The organism is Vibrio sp. PSi01 (assembly GCF_054960695.1).
On sequence record NZ_JBHNYN010000004.1, the window covers coordinates 257,351 to 273,959 of the forward strand.

The window sequence follows — 16,609 nt, forward strand, 5'->3', positions numbered from 1 at the left end:
TCATTCGAAGTATCGTGAGAGATTATCGTAATAAGCTCATGTTATTTGATCCTACATTTGAAATAAACAATACGGCTTGAAATAGTTTTACTTCAAAAGAATAAGCCCTACTTCATTTCACCATAACGTTCTAGATACAGAACCGTCGCGGCAGTACGAGAAGGCACTTGCAGCTTTTTAAGAAGGCTCTTCATATGTACCTTAACTGTCGATTCAGAAATAAACAGATGGTCTGCGATCTGCTTGTTACGATAACCTTTCGCAACTTCTTGAAGGATCTGCATTTCACGCTCAGTTAGTTGGTCGAAGATGTCGTTACGGCTCTCAGCATCATTTAAGTAGCGAGATACAACACTGCTGTAGGCTTTATCACCACTATGCGCTTGCTTAAGCAATTCAATGAGTTCATCTGGTTCAGTGTCTTTCAATAAGTAACCATCAGCGCCCGCTTTTACGATAGCTTCGATGTCTGCGGGGCTATCTGATACTGTTAGAATGACAATGTTAGCGCTAGAGCCATCAGTACGAAGTGCTTTCAAGGTATCTAACCCTGACATGCCCTTCATATTAAGATCAAGAAGGATCAAATCAGGTTCTTCTTCATGAGCAAGAGCAACTGCTTCAGTGCCGTTGCTCGCTTCTGCAATCACTTCGAATTCGTCTTCAAAGCTCAGTAATTGGCTTATACCTCTGCGCATCAATGGATGATCATCAACCAGCATTACTTTACAAATCGTCAACTTTAACTTCCTTCAAACTTTTATATTTCAATATGACTGTACAGCCTTCACCTTGAGCTGCTTCAATCGATAAGTCGCCATTCAGTCTTGCCGCACGCTCCTGCATAATGCTCATCCCATAGTGGTTCATTTTGGAACTACTTGAGTCAAAGCCGTCTCCATTATCTTTAATCACGACTAACACTTCACCGTCCTCATCGATACAGCATACATCTATCAAGTCAGCATTGGCGTGTTTTATGGCGTTTATTGTTGCTTCACGAATCAACTGAAGCAAATGAACCTGACTATGAGCATCAAGTTCAATGGATGAAAGATTATTGTTTAGGTTAATCTTCGCATCCGTTCTTTCACTGAGTTGTTCAAGCATGGTACTCAAAGCATCTCCAAAGTTACCCTCTTTTATCGTTAACCTGAACGTAGTGAGCAACTCTCTTAATTGAGTATAAGCACCTGCAATACCATTACCGATCTCTGACGCTATTTGTTCAGACTGCTCGCGGTGCTTTTGTTCGGGTAGTTTACCAATAACACGCTTCAATAGCGTCACTTGGATCTTTAAATACGATAATGATTGAGCCAAGGAATCGTGTAGCTCACGAGCGATCGTCGCCCGTTCTTCCATAATAATCAGTTGCTCAGCTTTCTTTTGAGCTCGATTATAATAGATAGCTCTCGATAACAGTTGAATAAAGCTCTCAATCAATGCCTTAGTAGAATGCCCATGATGATACGAGCAATAGAGATAACCGAGAATAAGTTCGTTATCATCAAGCTTCATTTCGAACTTTTCATAGTCTTGAGTCGAGTCATATCCCTCGTCCATGACCAATGAGCGACCTGAATTATCAACAATCTCTAGCCTCAATGATTCAATGCCCTCAAGGCTAACTAGGTGCTGCAAAATCGCTCTAAAATTTTCTGGGGCGATACGCGTAACGGTCAACTCTTGTGAAGAATTATAAAGCGCCTGCAACGATTGGTTAGCGTTTTGCAGTTCTATTGTTTTCGCGTCAACAACATCCTCAAGATTTCGATAAAGAGCACCTAAATCCTTGGCCATAGAGTTAAAGGTTTTGGTCAAAATACCCAGTTCGTTGTTACTCGTAATGTTTAACTGAACCTCAAAGTCTCGGTTTTTGATTCTCTGACTTGCTCGAACCAACGCGTGTAAAGGTTTAACAACTTGTTTACGAACAAAATGAACAACAAAAAGAGATATGACCAGAATGCCACCTAGACCGATTCCCCCAGCCCACGCCAATTTTATCAATTTGTATTCTGAGTACTCTTGTAACTTGTAAACAAAGCCATCAATTTCGGCAACAAAATTTTCAACTAAAACTAAATAATGTTTTCTGTCTTCACTATTCAATACCCGCTTGAGCTCATGCCAACGACCAATAATTAAATAATAGTCTTCCGTTATGTCTGTTGGTACATCCCAGCTAACCAATTCAGCCATTGAAGGCGAATACAAAGATTTTTCAAATTCATGAATGTGAGAATCGTAATCAACTGATTCTATTTGAATATCATGCGCTAAACGGTAGCTCTGCATACGCATAGAGCCTGCCACGTTGACTGCTTCTGCATCGTTGAGACTAGACGCCAATGTGAAGATTGCAAAACCTGTAGTAGCAACCGAAAGAAGCAATATAAATAGCAGAGATTTCGCTATTGTACTTGTTACAGATGAAACCGGTTTAATAAGCAAAAGCAATGTCCTAGGTAAAGATTAGTGGCTAGCGGAAACCTATTGTCACACATCAAAAAACAGAGCTCCATTCAATATGTGACCAAACGCTTCGTAATTTATTGATCTAAGACAATATAGGATCCCATTTAGCCCTTAAGGGGTATTTATACAAATATTTCTAAAACTACACTACTTGTGAGGATAAATGACAAGATATTAACAAAACAATGATCTACAATTACAACATCTTAGCAACATTAGCAGGCAATCAGTGGTAGACCTATCGAAACGCCGCCTATTTTCTAGGCGAAAAGTAGATTCAAGCCAGATTCGTTTGCCTTGGATAAAAAGCCTAGAAAGCTTCGCAGATGATTGTACACGTTGTGGTAAATGCATCGAAAGTTGCGAGAGTCACATCATCATTGTTGGCGACGGTGGTTTTCCTACTGTCGACTTTTCTAAAGACGAATGCACGTTTTGTTATCAGTGTGCTGACGTTTGTCCTGAACCCATTTTCAAGCCCAAGGAAGAGACGCCTTGGCTGGCTAAAGCAAATATCTCTGATAAATGCTTAGCCCAACAAAATGTTGAATGCCGAAGCTGTGGTGACATGTGTGAACCTATGGCCATTCAATTTCAACTTAGAGCAGGCAGTGTTGCTCTACCAAAAATCGAGTTAAATGAGTGTAACGGTTGTGGAGCTTGCGTAGCAGTTTGCCCTACTTCAGCTATCCTTGTGAGTAATGCATAAAACAAAAATAACGAGAGCAATTTATGGCACTAAATGAAGTGCATATATCAAGTTTAGTCGTGCATGTGAGCCCAGAGCACCTAAACGAGATCAAAGCTGAAATCGAACAATTTGACAACGCCGAGATTTTCGGAGACAGCCCTGAAGGCAAGATCATCGTGGTCCTAGAAACCGAAAACCAAGGTTTTGTAACGGATACCATCGAAGCAATAAATAACATTAAGAACGTTTTAGGGACAGCTTTGGTTTACCACCAAATCGAAACTGAACTCGACGAAACGGATTTAGAAACTGGAAGCAATAATTCTCAACTTGAGGGTGAAGTATGAAAATGACAAGACGCGCGTTTGTGAAAGCAAACGCAGCTGCATCAGCGGCAGCCGTTGCAGGTGTAACACTACCAGCAACAGCAACCAATCTGATTGCTAGCTCTGATCAAACAAAAATCACGTGGGATAAAGCGCCTTGTCGTTTTTGTGGTACAGGCTGTTCAGTACTAGTAGGTACTCAAAACGGCAAAGTAGTCGCAACTCAAGGCGACCCAGAAGCACCTGTAAACAAAGGCCTTAACTGTATTAAAGGCTACTTCCTTTCAAAAATCATGTACGGTAAAGATCGTCTTGAAACTCCTCTTCTACGTATGAAAGACGGTGAATTCCATAAGGATGGTGATTTCACACCAGTATCTTGGGACAAAGCGTTCGACGTAATGGCTGAGAAATGGAAAGCTTCTCTGAAAAAGAACGGCCCTACGGGTGTTGGTATGTTCGGTTCAGGTCAATGGACAGTAATGGAAGGCTACGCAGCCGTTAAGATGATGAAAGCGGGTTTCCGTTCAAACAACATCGATCCAAACGCTCGTCACTGTATGGCTTCAGCGGTTGGTGCATTCATGCGTACTTTCGGTATTGATGAGCCAATGGGTTGTTATGATGACTTTGAACACGCAGACGCATTTGTACTGTGGGGTTCAAACATGGCAGAAATGCACCCAGTACTATGGACTCGTATTACAGACCGCCGTCTAAGCCACCCACACGTTAAAGTAAACGTACTGTCTACTTACTACCACCGTTCTTTCGAGCTTGCAGACACAGGTTACATCTTCGAACCTCAATCAGATCTTGCGATTGCTAACTTTATCGCAAACTACATCATTCAAAACGATGCAGTAAATTGGGATTTCGTAAATAAGCACACGAACTTCAAGCAAGCAACAACAGACATCGGTTACGGCCTTCGTGATGACGATCCTCTACAGAAAGCAGCAGCAAACCCTAACTCAGGTGCCATGACTGCAATCACTTTCGAAGAGTACAAAGCTTCTGTTGCTGAATACACAGTTGAAAAAGCCTCTGAAATGTCAGGCGTCTCTCAAGAAGATCTGATCAAGCTGGCTAAGCAATATGCCGATCCAAACATCAAAGTAATGTCACTTTGGACTATGGGTATGAACCAACATACTCGCGGCGTTTGGATGAACAGCCTTGTGTACAACATCCACCTTCTTACAGGTAAGATTTCTACTCCAGGTAACAGCCCATTCTCACTTACTGGCCAACCATCTGCGTGTGGTACAGCTCGTGAAGTTGGTACGTTCTCTCACCGTCTGCCCGCAGATATGGTGGTTGCTAACCCTAAACACCGTAAGATTGCAGAAGACATCTGGAAACTTCCAGAAGGTACTATCCCACCGAAACCAGGTGCTCACGCTGTTGTTCAAGACCGTATGCTTAAAGACGGTAAGATCAACGCGTACTGGGTAATGTGTAACAACAACATGCAAGCGGGTCCAAACATCAACACTGAGCGTCTGCCAGGTTACCGCAACCCAGACAACTTCATTGTATGTTCTGACCCATACCCGACAGCAACAGCTCAAGCGGCTGACCTTATTCTTCCTACAGCGATGTGGATCGAAAAAGAAGGTGCTTACGGTAACGCAGAGCGTCGTACACAAGCATGGTACCAACAAGTTAAAACCGTAGGTGAAGCTAAGTCTGATCTATGGCAAATCATGGAATTCTCAAAACGCTTCACTGTCGAAGAAGTTTGGGGCGAAGAGCTTCTAGCTAAAGCACCTGAGCACCGTGGTAAAACGATGTATGACGTGCTTTACAAAAACGGCAACGTTGATGCGTTCCCATTGTCTGAAGCTCAAGAGCTTAACGACGACGCACAAGCTCAAGGTTTCTATGTTCAAAAAGGTCTATTCGAAGAATATGCTGCCTTTGGTCGAGGTCACGGTCACGATTTAGCACCATACGATCGCTACCATCAAGTTCGAGGTCTACGTTGGCCTGTTGTTGACGGTAAAGAAACACTATGGCGCTTTAAAGAAGGTTCAGATCCATACGCGAAGAAAGGTTCTGATTGGGACTTCTACGGTAAGCCAGATGGTAAAGCACTGATCATCAACGCACCATACGAAGCACCACCTGAAGTACCAAACGATGAATACGACATGTGGCTATGTACAGGTCGTGTTCTAGAGCACTGGCATACAGGTACTATGACTCGTCGTGTACCAGAACTTTACAAAGCAGTACCGGATGCGCTTTGTTACATCCACCCTGCTGATGCAAAAGCTCGTGGCCTGCGCCGTGGTGATGAAGTTCTTATCGAAAACAAACGTGGCGAAGTACGCGTTCGTGTTGAAACTCGTGGTCGTAACCGTCCACCACAAGGCTTGGTTTTCGTACCATTCTTTGATGCAAGAATTCTGATCAACAAGTTGATCTTGGATGCAACGGATCCTCTGTCTAAACAGACGGATTACAAGAAGTGTCCAGTTAAGATCACTAAGGTTTCTTAAGCGCCAATTACTTTCGGAACCTAGATACAAGATCTAACGTATTTAATATTGCGACTACTTTTTTCATCACTTTTTGAAGGAAGTAGTCCACTCAAAGAATTAGCCTTTAGGCGGAGAAATTAACCATGAAAAAACTGATTACTGCCCTACTATCAGCTGGTCTTTTGCTAGCTGGTGCAGCTCAAGCTGAGCTTGATAATCCAGGCGGCATTGGTGGCGTAGAGTCTCTACGTGGCGCAAGTGAACTTGAAGCAACTCGCGCAGCGGATGACTTCAAAAAGTTCCCTCGTGACCAAGTGTTAGAGAGCGACTACGTATACCAACCACCTCTAGTACCTCATACTATTCGTAGCTATGAAGTTTCTCTGAACGCGAACAAGTGTCTTTCTTGCCACAGCTGGAAAAACGCAAAAGAAATGGGTGCGACTAAAGTAAGTGTAACTCACTACATGAACCGTGAAGATGCGGTACTTGCAGACGTATCACCTCGTCGTTACTTCTGTCTACAGTGTCACGTACCTCAAGCTAATGCTAAACCATTGGTAGAGAACGAGTTCAAACCTGTAGATTCACTGCGTTAATCGTAGCCGGACGGTAAGAGAGGCTATACATGATAAAATTACTTAAAGCGTTTTGGAAAAGACTGGCGACGCCAAGTAAAGCAGCGGTAGGCGTTGTTTTATTCTTGGGTTTCTCGGGTGGTCTTTTATTCTGGGGTGCATTCAACACCGGTATGGAGGCAACGAACACGGAAGAGTTCTGTTCTGGTTGTCACGCACCAATTGTTGCTGAGATCCAAGAAACGATCCACTACTCCAACCGCTCGGGTGTTCGTGCTATCTGTTCAGATTGTCACGTACCTCACGAGTGGACAGATAAAATTGTTCGTAAAGTTCAAGCATCTAAAGAATTGTATGCACACTTTATTGCGAAAACCATCAACACTGAAGAGAAGTTCAAAGAGCGTCGTGCTCATCTAGCTGAACGCGAGTGGGCTCGATTGAAAAAGAACGATTCACTTGAGTGTCGTAATTGTCACCAGTTTGATTACATGGATTTCTCAGAACAGAGCCCTCGTAGTGCCAAACAACACTCGACTGCGCTAGCTTCTGGCGAAAAAACATGTGTAGACTGTCACAAAGGTATCGCACATAAACTACCAGACATGCACGGCGTTGAAGGCTGGCAATAAGGAGCGATTGAATGAGTACTTTAGAGAGCGTAATTTGGCATATCCTAGGTTACAGTGCTATGCCAGTTATCATTCTTGGTGGCTTTGCAGGTGTTGCAGCCGTATCTCTTTGGATTTTATCTATGGGTAAAGACAAAGAAATCGATTAGAAATTGAGATTACATCAACTCCTTCCAGTTATTTCTGATATGAGTTGATACGAAAAGCCACTGATTATTTCAGTGGCTTTTTTATTATCTGACGTTGAATGTCTTTATTATTGAATGTGACTTAACACCCTAAGCTTCTTTTTCTGGCGCTTCTTTCTCTGCGGTCTCTTTATCAACCTTCTCTTTATCGACAATCGGCAGAACCTGTTTTACATAGTTGCCTGGTGCTTTGCCTATCACCGGGTGAAGTTCTGAGCCTTGCTTGAAAGGTTCGATTTTTTCGTCAGTTTCAAAGCCCTGTAGCCACAGATCCCAGTGTGTCCACCACGAACCTTCGTTGTGATTTGCATTGTTCAGCCATTCATCCGCAGAATCATCAAGATTGTCGTTCAGCCAGTAGCCGTATTTCTTTTTGTCTGGATGGTTAACAATGCCAGCGATATGACCAGACTCACCCAGAACAAAGGTTTTGTTGCCACCAGTGTTCAATGCTCCGCGATAAGTGCCCTGCCACAAAGCAATATGGTCTTCTTTGGCCGAGATGAAGTAGCTTGGTATTTTGATCTTATTCAGATCAATCCAAACTCCACCCACTTTGACGCCTTTATCCTGAACCAGTTTGTTTTCAAGGTAGAGATCTCGCAGCAAGAAGTTATGACATTTCGCAGCCACGTTAGTGCTATCACTGTTCCAATACAACAAGTCAAATTCCATCGGGCTGCTACCTTTGAGGTAATTATCGATGTAGTAATTCCAGTACAAGCTGTTTTCTCGAAGCAGACTGAATGTCACGCTCAACGAGCGGCCATCCATGTACCCTTTTGCATCATTCTGCTTCTCAACCGCGTTGATTATCGTTTCATTGATGTACGCCCCAACCTCACCCGGTTGAGAGAAATCTAATAAAGTCGTAAAGAAAGTTGCCGTTTTGATGCGCTTCTTCATTCGCTTGGCAGCGTAGTAAGCAACAGTCGAAGCCAGCACCGTACCACCAATGCAGTAGCCAGCTGCGTTAATATGCTCTTTGCCCGTGATGTCTTCAATCGCAGTAACGGCTTTAACAACACCTTCTGTTACATAATCGCCAAATTTCTGGTCTTTTTGTGCTTCACCCGGGTTGCGCCAAGACATCATGAATACGCTATGCCCTTGCTCAAGCAACCAACGTACCATCGAATTCTTTTCACGAAGGTCGAGAATATAGTACTTATTAATAAAAGGAGGAACGATCAATAAAGGTGTCGCATTCACCTGTGGTGTCTTCGGATAATACTGAATTAGCTCAAAAAGTTCGTTTTGGAAGACGACATCGCCCTCTGTATTCGCAACATCAACCCCCACTCGGAAGGCATTATTGTTGGTCATACGAATCTTAAGTATATCAGCACTCGCTTCGACATCGGCTTGCAACTGTTCTAATCCATCGAGAAGATTCTGACCATTTCGCTCAAGCGTCAGTTTCATTAACTCTGGGTTAGTCGCGATAAAGTTGCTTGGCGACAATGCATTGATTGCCTGACGCGAAAAGAAAGCCACACGCTCTTTGGTTTTCTCATCAATGCCTTCAATAGAATTGATGGTGTCAATATAGCTCTTGCTGAATAGTAAATACGACTGTTTGATAAAGCTGTAAAACGGATCGTTTTTCCATGCCTCATCGATAAAACGTTTGTCACCACGGTCTTCGGTGATGACACTTTCGGTGTTGCCCATCAACGCAGTATTTTGCCATATTTTTAACTGCTGCTCCCACCATTGAGCTTGAAGCTGAAGTAGAGCGGCGGGTTGGTTAGCGGCTTGCTCAAAAATTTTCGATGCATCTTCAAAATTCAGTTCTTGCATCGCTTTATTCAGAGGAGATTGCGCGACTTCCTTGTTTTGTTCAAAATTTTCCCACCATTGCTGGTTCGTTTGTTGAAGCTTAACAAGGTAGTCCGAAAAGAAGTGTTGAAACATAACATGACTCCAATAATCGGAAAATCGCCACCGTGCTGTACAGACCAATCTGTAGTAGCTCGATGGCGACTGGTTTTATGCTGGCGTAACTGTTTTCAAGTTATCTGTTGTTAGTGTTTCAACATCTTCTTTGAACTCTTTTGCTGCAGCTTGCAGTTTTGAGCTATCGCTCATCATTTGTTGAGACAATTGAGTAAGTGCCGTTAGTTGCTGGCCGTTAAAAGCGGTGAGGCTATTTACATCTTTGATTTCACTAACTGCTTTCATTTGTGCAAGACCCATATCGGTATAAGTCTGCAACGCATTCATTTGAAGTTCAGTCATTGTTTGAACGTTCTTTGCCACCAACTTATTGAATTTCAAGTACGGTTCGAACTGCTTTTCAGTTTGGTCTGTAATTGTTTTAAAAATATCCGTGTACATAAGTAACTCCTGATGAATACATAGTTTAATGAATTTTTGCGTATCTCATTTCAATAAAGGCTCATCGTTGGCTATGCTACGATGTTTGAAAAATAACCTCGTTAAATTGCTAAGCTTGCCATTGATATATCAGGTTCTAACCTTCAATACCTTTAAGCAAAACAGCGGTTCCCATTCCTCCACCTACACAGAGTGAAGCAATGCCATAAGTTGTCTTTCGAGCAAGCATCTCATGGATAAGTGAAACAATAATTCGATTCCCAGATGCCCCTAGAGGGTGACCAAGCGCGATTGCGCCACCATTGACATTCACCTTAGGTTTGAAGGCTTCTAGCGGTAAATCGTGTTGCTCTGAAAGCTGATACATCACACCAAGAGCTTGTGCAGCAAAAGCTTCATTTAATTCAAAAAGGTCGACTTCTTCGAGCGTCAAATCCGCTTTGTCTAGCGCTTTTGAAACAGCTTCAACCGGACCTAATCCCATGATTTTTGGGTCTAATCCAGATTGTGCGTAGCTGCCTAGTTCTACTAGTGGTGTCAGGCCATATTTCGCGACTGCAGATTCAGACGCTAAGATAATCGCACTCGCACCATCATTAATGCCTGATGCATTACCTGCGGTTACCGTTCCTTCACGGTCAAAAGCTGGGCGCAGCTTTTGCAAACCTTCAAATGTTGCATCTGACTTGGGGTACTCGTCAGTATCAAAGGTGACGGTTTGTCTGCGTTGTTTGACTCCTACAGGCACGATTTGCTGATCAAATTTTCCCGCTTCTATTGCTGATACTGCTTTCTGTTGGCTTTCTAATGCGTAGTTATCTTGAGCAAGGCGTGAAATGTTCAAAGTATTGGCGATGTTTTCAGCCGTCATGCCCATATGGTAGTGATTAAACGCGTCGGTTAGGCCATCGCCAACCAACAGATCTTTCACCGAGATATCACCCATTTTATGCCCGTTACGAATGCTAGCTGGCACAACAAAAGGAATTTGAGACATCACTTCAACACCTGCAGCAACAACAATCTCTGCGTCTTGCGCCCTAATGTGCGCCGCCGCATCCATTACAGATTTCATACCACTGCCGCAGATCATGTTGACGCCATATGCTGGTGTTTCTTCGGGAAGCCCTGCATAGATGGAAGCCTGGCGCGCAACCCCCATACCTTGACCTGCCGAAATCACGTTACCAACTATCACTTCATCAATCGCATCTAACGGAAGGTCCGTCGCCTCAAGTGCACCTTTAATCACCACCCCGGCCAACTCACCCGCAGATACGTTTTTTAGCGCCCCTGTGAACGAGCCTATGGGTGTACGCTTTGCTGCAACAATGAATACTTTTTCCATCATTTCATCTCCTCAGTTCATCCATTAGTGCATGTACAAGCCGCCATTCACAGACAGTGTTTCACCTGTAATGTACGCACCAGATTCACTGGCTAAAAAACCGACTGCATCTGCGATTTCAGTAGGCATCGCTAGGCGTCTCATTGGGATTTGGTTTTTAATTGAATCAAGCACTTCTGGCTTCATTTGTTCAACCATCGGGGTTGCTGTATAACCTGGGGCAATCACGTTTACTGTTACTCCACTACGAGCACCTTCCGCAGCCAAAGCTTTAGAGAAACCAATCATTCCAGCTTTCGCTGCAGAGTAATTGGTTTGTCCAAATTGCCCTTTCAGGCCATTCACTGATGAAATATTAATCACTCGACAATTGCCCTTTTCGCACATAGGTGCAAACAGAGGTTGAGTCACATTAAAAAGGCTGTTGAGATTAGTCTCAATCACGTCTTTCCAAGCATCGGCATCCATCTTCTTAAAGACACTGTCACGTGTAATACCCGCATTGTTGACCAATACATCGACTGTGCCTTCTTCTTCTAACAACTTGCTTAAGCTCAACGCACATTCAGCAGTGTTGGTCACATCTAATTCAAACAATCTCACTTGTTCTTCAGTAAATTGCTTTTCATTAAACCAATCCAATGCACATTGATGATTTCCTGTAAAATATGTCGCGATCACACGATATCCGTCTACAACTAATTTAGAGGAAATTTCTGAGCCGATGCCGCCCTTTGACCCTGTAATTAAAGCAAGCTTTTTCATTAATAGTTCCATCCCTTAAAAGCAATTAAATAACAATGAAGTTAATAAGATAATTTTCTATTCGATAATTAAAATTTCTTTCTCTTTAATTAAACACTACAGGTCAAAGTCAAAACGTATTATTACAAAATTTAATTATTTTAATCTTATCGCTAAAAATATGACCTGCCTCACAAGTATTATGAAACAACTCGCTTACATGAAATTATCCAACCCATTAATTTAAAAGAGATTTTTCATAACCAGAAATATAAAAAAGCAGTAACTTATTGTTTATTAAAAACAAAAAAAAATTATCAAACAATTCAAGAAAAAAGGAAGAACGAGAAAACCAAGCAGTATTTGAGTGATAATCATGGGAAATAATTACCACCTAATCATTATAATTTATTTACCATACATCAAATAAAATTTAATAAATAACTAGAGTCTTAACTATAAATATTATAAATAGGTAATAAAAAGCCCACTCTGATAGAGAGTGGGCTTGTATTTTATATTTTCATAACCAAAGATTATAAAATAAAAATATATGAATTATTAATACATCAAACAATAATGACAAATCGGGTTTTACTTGGTAAATATTTCATCTGTATTTACATCAAGATAAATTTTATTTTCAAGAGAGAGACCACCGCAATAAATAAAATAGACGTCTCGGTCAATGTACCTTACAGACTTAACCCAACCACCTAGCTCTTCAAAGTCACTTGGATCGCATTCTCCTTCAAAGATCAACTTAGCTACCGTGCTTCGAAATTTCTCGCGATGTAGCTTCAGATCATCAGATTTAATCAAGTAAGAATCCAAAATCTCTTTCCTTTCTTGATCAGAAATAATCACTTCGTCATTAGACAGCCCAGACATTAAAATCCATTCTGCAATCTGAGGCCCGCCCTCTTTTAGAACAATGTAATCTGAAATTCTGGCCCATTCACCTTGTTTCTCAAGTACCTCAACTTTTTCACCTTTATAGAGGTAATCCGTTATCAAACCATCAATTTCCGGTTGTTCTAGTACTTCAAGTTTTCTGTCTAGAACGTAAAACTCTGTCTGATCTGGCTCAGGTTTAAGGTCCACTATAGGTACTAGATCAGATTCAGATTGTTGAGCCACATCTTCAATTGGCTCTTCGGTTTTTTCTGGTGGTGTTGAGTCTTTTTTCATAACGAGGAAATAGTAAGCTGCACCTCCTCCGCCCAACATTAGTAATATAAGTGAAGCGATCAGCGCTTTTTTCATCAAATCCACCAGCTCTTCCGTTTTAGGTATACCTCAGTGTACATCAACTCCAGTCACCACTCATCTATACTCTCTATAGTGAACATAGTAAGTAGAGGAAAGTCATGAGTTTTCGGATTAAGCTTCTAATGGTCAGTATATCTTTAAGCACAAATGTAGTTTCAGCACACCATTGTGACCAAGAAACTTGGCGAACCCTTTTGAATCGTCAAATCTCAACTGAAGATCGTTACAATCAATACACTAAAGAATTTAATCAAGCCCTCTCTAGTTATGAATCACAAACCTTACTCTCAAAACATTTCACGGAAAAGCAGGTCATTGAGCTTTGGGTAAAGTACGAAGATAGATTTAATGTGCAGCTCAAAAATCATATGAATACCGCTTATCAAGTATCTGAAGCATTACTAAAACAGGCATACGTCGTCTCTACTGAATTGGATGAAACTCAATCTTTGGTAAGTTCGTGGCAGTCTATGGCCAAGCATTGCGAACGCTCAAAGTTACCCCGACAAACTGAGAGTGCATCGTTACATGTGGTAGGTTCACAATCCCTTGCAAGAGATATAAACACGCTAAGTGGTAAGTTTCGTCAGCTATCTTCCCGATACCATAACGAAGCGACTATGATCGATGCCGCACGCCATGACAAAGTTTCAAGTGGAGATGGGTTGTAGTGAAACACTGTTTATATATCAACGTCTGCAGTTCTAAGTTAGCGCTTTAAGCATTCAGATAAATAGTAAATCAACGCCTTATCAATAAGTTGTAAACATATTGTTTTAACTATCAACAATAAAGTTCAATTTACGACCAATACAAGCGCTTATGTGAGATATTCATCACAAAATACATTTACAAACGCCAGAAAATTGTTATCATGAAACTTCATATAACTTAATAACAAGAAACATTTTGGCTAGGTAATATGCAAAAAACTATGGCTTTCAACTGCTTGAGTAACACGGAAGGAACTGCAGAGATAAGAGGTAAACTTTTATCTGTCGCTAAACACATGGAAGAGTTCGGTTCAGTAAGTGAGCTAGAGCTATGTAAGATATTTGGAGAGACAATTTGGAATGATGGTGTAGATTATCATTCACATGCTTTTTCATTCAGAATAAATATACAAACTGGGGATTGTTCAATCTCTAACTTTAAATATCACTAGTTTTGCACCTATTATATACGGAGTACCTTTAACGAGGTGCTCCGTTTTTTGTTGCCCACGTGATTTCAGTTCGTAAATGGTCAGCAACGTTAAAGTTTCAATAACAAGCCATTTCGTTTTCAGCTCACTTCCACCGCTATGTAAATCTAACCTCTCAGGTCTATGCAAGCTTAATCGGCGTAAATGGGAAGCGGCGCGTTGCCCTTCACTTGCCTTATTGCAAGATGGGTATGTATGTCTTTTACGTTGGAGAGTCGTTGAAGTTTTCTGGTAAATGCCTCGTAAGCCATGAGGTTTGGACTGACAACTTCTAATAGATAGTCATAAGCACCAGACACCACGTGACAACTTATCACTTCTTCCATGTCTACAATTGCACCCTCAAATTTATCAATTGAGACTTCTTGATGGTTGTTTAAACTTACTTCAACGAACACACTCATTGCAATACCAACGTGCTCTCGCGACAAGCTCACACGATAACCATCGATTATTCCTTTTTCTTCTAGTCTTTTGATACGCCTCGCGCACGGCGAAGCCGATAAACCAACCTCATCCGCCAGTTCAGCCGTCGTTAACCTGCCATCTTTTTGCAGCAACTCAAGAAGGTGTCTATCAATTCTATCCATTGTAAATGCCGATAATTAGCCAAATTCATCAATAATTACCTACATCTTAGCAGAAATCATCAAACCCAACTAAAATTCGAACGTAATTTGCCAACTAGAGGCACGAACTCTCCTCCATAATGAACCATCATCCACTTTCTGTGTTTACTATGAAGCTTGGTTATCTATCTATTACTGTCACTTTGCTCATCTGGGCGAGCTTTTTCCTTTCACTTAAAGGCGGCGCAAATTCAGAGCTAACACCAGCAGATATTGCACTGACCCGATTCCTCATTCCGGCATTGGTATTATTACCCTTAGTGTGGAAAGCGCGTTATGCAGTGGCAGCGGTGCCCAATCATTATTTAGTAGGCATGTTTGTGGGTAGTGGTTTGCCCTACTTACTCGTTGCGGGCACAGCCATGCAATTTGTACCTGTCTCACATGGTAGTGCTTTGGTTCCAGGTACGCTCCCTTTGTTCGTAACAGGGATTGCGGTGCTCTTTTTTAAGCAACCGCTTAGCCGACACCGTGTCGTTGGTTTAGGTCTTGTTTTACTCGGGATATTGTTGTTTCTAGGAAATAGCTTAAGCAGCTTCAACTTTGAATACACCAAAGGTCACTTGTTGTTTTTGTGTGGCAGCTTAATGTGGGCGACTTTTACCATCTCAGCACGTGTTGCCAATCTTAATGCGCTTGTGAGTGCGGGTTTCATTTCATTCTGTTCCATCTTGCTGTTGCTGGTCCTTATCCTTACAGGAACCCTCCCTAGCCATTTAATGAGTACACCAATTGCTCAATGGCCAGTCACAGAGCTTGCCGTGCATTCAGCGGTACAAGGCGTTGGTGCAGGTTTAATCGCGGCTTTCACTTATTTGTATGCTGTAAACACGTTAGGGGCAGAACGTTCAGCAGCATTTGGCAGTGCAACTCCGGCCATAGCAACTTTGTTGGCGATCCCACTGTTCAACGAGATTCCGGATATCATGACTTGGTTAGCACTTGGTTCAATTTGTATCGGTAGCTTGGTCGCGAGCAACATTTTCATGAGAAACGACCAGTCTATGCAGTATCAACCGCCAAGCCATAGCAAAGCCTGATGCTGCGTTCCAACCTAAATACAGTTACCCTAAACATCAATTTTAGGGCTTGTAGTACACAGATAAGCCTACAAACGTAGGCTTATCTAAAATCTCCTTTTTCTGAGCTCGCTTCTCCATTAAACTGTCCGACCTTTTTGCAGATCCAAGAGAACACCATGCAACGCGATTACACTTTAACTTGCTTAAACAACATGCCTCGTGAAGAACTAGAAGAATTTAGTTTAAGAATGATTCATCGCCTTGTCCCTGAAGATGCAATGACGGAATTATTTACGTTTGAGCAGGAAGAAGTGACCAGTGAAGAGCGTATGCAATCAGCAAAATTTGATGCGATGCTTCGAATGACCGCAATCGCGCTGAGTGAGGTCAACCTTGCATTTAGCGAGTCAGATAACTCACAACAGAACATCGAGCGAATGACCCGTCTACTACTTTGGCACTTTTATGCGATGTCGTTTAATCTTGAGCAAGCCATCAGCCTTGAAACTCACTGTGAAAAAGTCGAGAAGATTTTATTGAAAGCACCGACAGAAGCGTTTGGTTGGGTAAAAGAACTAACAGAGCTACTTCACTTCTACGCCAAAGTTAATGACGACAAAGAAAACGCATAGACTCGAATATATCTCAACCGAAGGCAGACAGAA

General features: G+C 42.0%; 18 protein-coding genes. 10 read left to right on the forward strand and 8 right to left on the reverse strand.

Going from position 1 to position 16,609, the window contains the following annotated elements; all coding sequences use genetic code 11:
- Positions 1-107: 107 nt before the first annotated feature.
- Positions 108-740: a response regulator gene (locus tag ACFI6G_RS08350; protein ID WP_010430067.1), complete on the reverse strand. Its 633-nt coding sequence runs from the start codon at positions 738-740 to the stop codon at positions 108-110.
- Complete coding sequence (gene narQ / locus ACFI6G_RS08355; protein ID WP_010430070.1) at positions 727-2,457, reverse strand: nitrate/nitrite two-component system sensor histidine kinase NarQ; 1,731 nt, start codon at positions 2,455-2,457, stop codon at positions 727-729. Before narQ ends, ACFI6G_RS08350 begins: the two co-directional genes overlap by 14 nt.
- 253 nt (positions 2,458-2,710) lie before the next feature.
- Between narQ and napF the strand changes: the two genes are divergently transcribed.
- From napF to ACFI6G_RS08385, 6 genes are all read left to right on the forward strand, one after another.
- A complete protein-coding gene (gene napF, locus ACFI6G_RS08360; RefSeq protein WP_010430072.1) occupies positions 2,711-3,190 on the forward strand; it encodes a ferredoxin-type protein NapF in 480 nt (159 codons plus the stop codon).
- 23 nt (positions 3,191-3,213) lie between these two features.
- On the forward strand, positions 3,214-3,519 hold the full coding sequence (locus ACFI6G_RS08365) for a chaperone NapD (RefSeq protein ID WP_010430075.1): 306 nt from the start codon (positions 3,214-3,216) through the stop codon (positions 3,517-3,519).
- A complete protein-coding gene (gene napA / locus ACFI6G_RS08370; RefSeq protein ID WP_016785308.1) occupies positions 3,516-6,005 on the forward strand; it encodes a periplasmic nitrate reductase subunit alpha in 2,490 nt (829 codons plus the stop codon). The genes ACFI6G_RS08365 and napA overlap by 4 nt, the downstream gene beginning before the upstream one ends.
- 125 nt (positions 6,006-6,130) lie before the next feature.
- A complete protein-coding gene (locus tag ACFI6G_RS08375; protein WP_010430099.1) occupies positions 6,131-6,586 on the forward strand; it encodes a nitrate reductase cytochrome c-type subunit in 456 nt (151 codons plus the stop codon).
- Positions 6,587-6,615: 29 nt separating this feature from the next.
- Positions 6,616-7,197: a NapC/NirT family cytochrome c gene (locus ACFI6G_RS08380; protein WP_010430100.1), complete on the forward strand. Its 582-nt coding sequence runs from the start codon at positions 6,616-6,618 to the stop codon at positions 7,195-7,197.
- An 11-nt stretch (positions 7,198-7,208) separates the two neighbouring features.
- The gene (locus ACFI6G_RS08385; RefSeq protein ID WP_010430103.1) at positions 7,209-7,346 is read left to right on the forward strand and encodes a TIGR02808 family protein; all 138 of its coding nucleotides are present in this window, start codon (positions 7,209-7,211) and stop codon (positions 7,344-7,346) included.
- Positions 7,347-7,475: 129 nt separating this feature from the next.
- Here ACFI6G_RS08385 and phaC read toward each other — a convergent pair whose 3' ends face one another.
- The 5 genes from phaC to ACFI6G_RS08410 all read right to left on the reverse strand — a co-directional run bounded on the left by phaC (position 7,476) and on the right by ACFI6G_RS08410 (position 13,092).
- Positions 7,476-9,302 carry a class I poly(R)-hydroxyalkanoic acid synthase gene (gene phaC / locus ACFI6G_RS08390; RefSeq protein WP_010430106.1) on the reverse strand — a complete coding sequence of 609 codons (1,827 nt, stop codon included), beginning with the start codon at positions 9,300-9,302 and terminating at the stop codon, positions 7,476-7,478.
- Positions 9,303-9,377: 75 nt separating this feature from the next.
- Positions 9,378-9,725: a phasin family protein gene (locus tag ACFI6G_RS08395; protein ID WP_010430107.1), complete on the reverse strand. Its 348-nt coding sequence runs from the start codon at positions 9,723-9,725 to the stop codon at positions 9,378-9,380.
- A 136-nt stretch (positions 9,726-9,861) separates the two neighbouring features.
- Positions 9,862-11,073 (reverse strand): acetyl-CoA C-acetyltransferase, encoded by a 1,212-nt coding sequence (locus ACFI6G_RS08400; protein WP_010430109.1) that lies wholly within the window; start codon positions 11,071-11,073, stop codon positions 9,862-9,864.
- Positions 11,074-11,097: 24 nt separating this feature from the next.
- Complete coding sequence (locus tag ACFI6G_RS08405; protein WP_010430111.1) at positions 11,098-11,838, reverse strand: SDR family oxidoreductase; 741 nt, start codon at positions 11,836-11,838, stop codon at positions 11,098-11,100.
- Positions 11,839-12,411: 573 nt separating this feature from the next.
- On the reverse strand, positions 12,412-13,092 hold the full coding sequence (locus ACFI6G_RS08410) for an SH3 domain-containing protein (protein WP_010430114.1): 681 nt from the start codon (positions 13,090-13,092) through the stop codon (positions 12,412-12,414).
- A gap of 119 nt (positions 13,093-13,211) precedes the next feature.
- Between ACFI6G_RS08410 and ACFI6G_RS08415 the strand changes: the two genes are divergently transcribed.
- Positions 13,212-13,760, forward strand: a complete 549-nt coding sequence (locus ACFI6G_RS08415; protein WP_016768115.1) for a hypothetical protein — start codon at positions 13,212-13,214, stop codon at positions 13,758-13,760.
- Positions 13,761-14,011: 251 nt separating this feature from the next.
- Positions 14,012-14,254 carry a hypothetical protein gene (locus ACFI6G_RS08420; protein ID WP_010430121.1) on the forward strand — a complete coding sequence of 81 codons (243 nt, stop codon included), beginning with the start codon at positions 14,012-14,014 and terminating at the stop codon, positions 14,252-14,254.
- A 170-nt stretch (positions 14,255-14,424) separates the two neighbouring features.
- Here ACFI6G_RS08420 and ACFI6G_RS08425 read toward each other — a convergent pair whose 3' ends face one another.
- Positions 14,425-14,883 (reverse strand): Lrp/AsnC family transcriptional regulator, encoded by a 459-nt coding sequence (locus ACFI6G_RS08425; RefSeq protein ID WP_010430125.1) that lies wholly within the window; start codon positions 14,881-14,883, stop codon positions 14,425-14,427.
- Between the two features lie 149 nt (positions 14,884-15,032).
- On the opposite strand from ACFI6G_RS08425, the gene ACFI6G_RS08430 reads away from it, so the two are divergent.
- Positions 15,033-15,962, forward strand: a complete 930-nt coding sequence (locus ACFI6G_RS08430) for a DMT family transporter (RefSeq protein ID WP_016790307.1) — start codon at positions 15,033-15,035, stop codon at positions 15,960-15,962.
- A gap of 158 nt (positions 15,963-16,120) precedes the next feature.
- Positions 16,121-16,576, forward strand: a complete 456-nt coding sequence (locus ACFI6G_RS08435; protein WP_010430132.1) for a hypothetical protein — start codon at positions 16,121-16,123, stop codon at positions 16,574-16,576.
- Positions 16,577-16,609 lie beyond the last annotated feature (33 nt).

Coding starts and splice junctions, on each gene's coding strand:
- ACFI6G_RS08365 (WP_010430075.1), top strand. CDS start 3,214: ATGGCACTAAATGAAGTGCATATATCAAGTTTAGTCGTGCATGTGAGC.
- napA (WP_016785308.1), top strand. CDS start 3,516: ATGAAAATGACAAGACGCGCGTTTGTGAAAGCAAACGCAGCTGCATCA.
- ACFI6G_RS08375 (WP_010430099.1), top strand. CDS start 6,131: ATGAAAAAACTGATTACTGCCCTACTATCAGCTGGTCTTTTGCTAGCT.
- ACFI6G_RS08380 (WP_010430100.1), top strand. CDS start 6,616: ATGATAAAATTACTTAAAGCGTTTTGGAAAAGACTGGCGACGCCAAGT.
- ACFI6G_RS08385 (WP_010430103.1), top strand. CDS start 7,209: ATGAGTACTTTAGAGAGCGTAATTTGGCATATCCTAGGTTACAGTGCT.
- phaC (WP_010430106.1), bottom strand. CDS start 9,302: ATGTTTCAACACTTCTTTTCGGACTACCTTGTTAAGCTTCAACAAACG.
- ACFI6G_RS08395 (WP_010430107.1), bottom strand. CDS start 9,725: ATGTACACGGATATTTTTAAAACAATTACAGACCAAACTGAAAAGCAG.
- ACFI6G_RS08400 (WP_010430109.1), bottom strand. CDS start 11,073: ATGGAAAAAGTATTCATTGTTGCAGCAAAGCGTACACCCATAGGCTCG.
- ACFI6G_RS08405 (WP_010430111.1), bottom strand. CDS start 11,838: ATGAAAAAGCTTGCTTTAATTACAGGGTCAAAGGGCGGCATCGGCTCA.
- ACFI6G_RS08415 (WP_016768115.1), top strand. CDS start 13,212: ATGGTCAGTATATCTTTAAGCACAAATGTAGTTTCAGCACACCATTGT.
- ACFI6G_RS08420 (WP_010430121.1), top strand. CDS start 14,012: ATGCAAAAAACTATGGCTTTCAACTGCTTGAGTAACACGGAAGGAACT.
- ACFI6G_RS08425 (WP_010430125.1), bottom strand. CDS start 14,883: ATGGATAGAATTGATAGACACCTTCTTGAGTTGCTGCAAAAAGATGGC.
- ACFI6G_RS08430 (WP_016790307.1), top strand. CDS start 15,033: ATGAAGCTTGGTTATCTATCTATTACTGTCACTTTGCTCATCTGGGCG.
- ACFI6G_RS08435 (WP_010430132.1), top strand. CDS start 16,121: ATGCAACGCGATTACACTTTAACTTGCTTAAACAACATGCCTCGTGAA.